Origin of the sequence: Promicromonospora sp. NPDC023987, from assembly GCF_040639055.1 — a bacterium.
Taxonomy (GTDB): domain Bacteria; phylum Actinomycetota; class Actinomycetes; order Actinomycetales; family Cellulomonadaceae; genus Promicromonospora.
The window spans coordinates 1-1184 of sequence record NZ_JBEZZF010000165.1 but is presented as its reverse complement, the minus strand read 5'-3'; the positions used below and the strand labels follow the sequence as shown (position 1 = coordinate 1184).

At 73.7% G+C, this 1184-nt stretch carries 1 protein-coding gene and 1 pseudogene; both read left to right on the top strand.

Features of this window, described 5'->3' with window-relative positions; genetic code table 11:
* Nucleotides 1–249 (top strand): annotated as a pseudogene (locus AB0F40_RS27545) (hypothetical protein); the annotation flags it as partial.
* Complete coding sequence (locus AB0F40_RS27540; RefSeq protein WP_357475530.1) at nt 246–1010, top strand: ABC transporter permease; 765 nt, start codon at nt 246–248, stop codon at nt 1008–1010. The pseudogene AB0F40_RS27545 and the gene AB0F40_RS27540, both read left to right, overlap by 4 nt.
* Nucleotides 1011–1184 lie beyond the last annotated feature (174 nt).

The window sequence follows — 1184 nt, the reverse complement described above, 5'->3', positions numbered from 1 at the left end:
GCTGGGTATTTGTCGGGCCAGCAGGCGTCGGACCAACAAATACCCAGCACTCAACGGAGCGGGGAGGGGTGGGTCGGGTGCGAGAGCGAGGCCGGCGTCTACATCCTGACCGGACCGGTCGACGCCGCGGCGCTCGCCGCCGTGACCGCGTGGCTCGCCGACCGCGGGGTGCTGGCCCGGTCGGTCACCACCGGCCGTCGCACGCTCGAGGACGTGTTCCTCGACCTCACGGGGAGAAACCTGCGATGAGCGTCCAGACCACTCCCGCCGCCGCACCCGCGGCCCGCCGCATCGCCGCCCAGGCCTCGTTCGAGGCGCGAGCCATCCTGCGCAACGGCGAGCAGCTGCTCGTGACGATAGTGCTGCCGGTCCTGGTGCTGGTCGGCCTGGTCCAGACCTCGTTCGTCGACCTCGACACGCAGGGGTACACGCGTGTCGACTTCGTGACGCCCGGTGTGCTGGCACTGGCCGTCATGTCCACCGCGTTCACGTCCCAGGCGATCGCCACCGCTTTCGACCGGCGCAACGGCGTGCTGCGTCTGCTGGCCACCACCCCGCTGGGCCGCACCGGGCTGCTGGCCGGCAAGGTGCTGGGCGTGCTCGCCGTCGAGGTGGTGCAGGTCATCGTCATCGCAGGCACCGCGCTGGCGCTCGGCTGGCGGCCGGACCTGGGCGCCCTGCCCGCCGCCGTCGGCGCCGGTCTGCTGGGCACCGCGGCGTTCACCGCTCTCGCCCTGCTGCTGGCCGGGACGTTGCGCGCCGAAGGCGTGCTCGCCGTGGCCAATCTCGTGCTCGTGCTGCTCACCCTGGGCGGCGGCGTGCTGCTGCCCGCCGCACAGCTCGCCGGCCCGCTGGCGCACGTCGCGGTGCTGCTGCCGTCGGGCGCCCTGGGCGAGGCGATGCGCGGCGCCCTGCTGCACGGGTCCGTGCCGGCGTTCTCCGTGGTGATCCTGCTGGGCTGGACCGCGGCGCTCGGAGCGGGCGCGGCCCGGCTCTTCCGCTGGCACTGAGCCCTGGTGGCACTGGGGTGCTGGTCTCCGCTGGGCACCGCTTCTGGTGGGCTCCGCGGCTGCTGGTGCCGGGCATCGGTCCAGCCGCGGCCCGGCCCGCCGTACTGCGCGTCCACGTAGGCCTGCAGGTCGTAGGTGTCCTGCGCCTGGCGACGGATCGCGGTCATCTCGTCG

Excerpts from the sequence above, each read along its gene's own strand:
- AB0F40_RS27540 (WP_357475530.1), top strand. The coding sequence starts at position 246 with ATGAGCGTCCAGACCACTCCCGCCGCCGCACCCGCGGCCCGCCGCATC.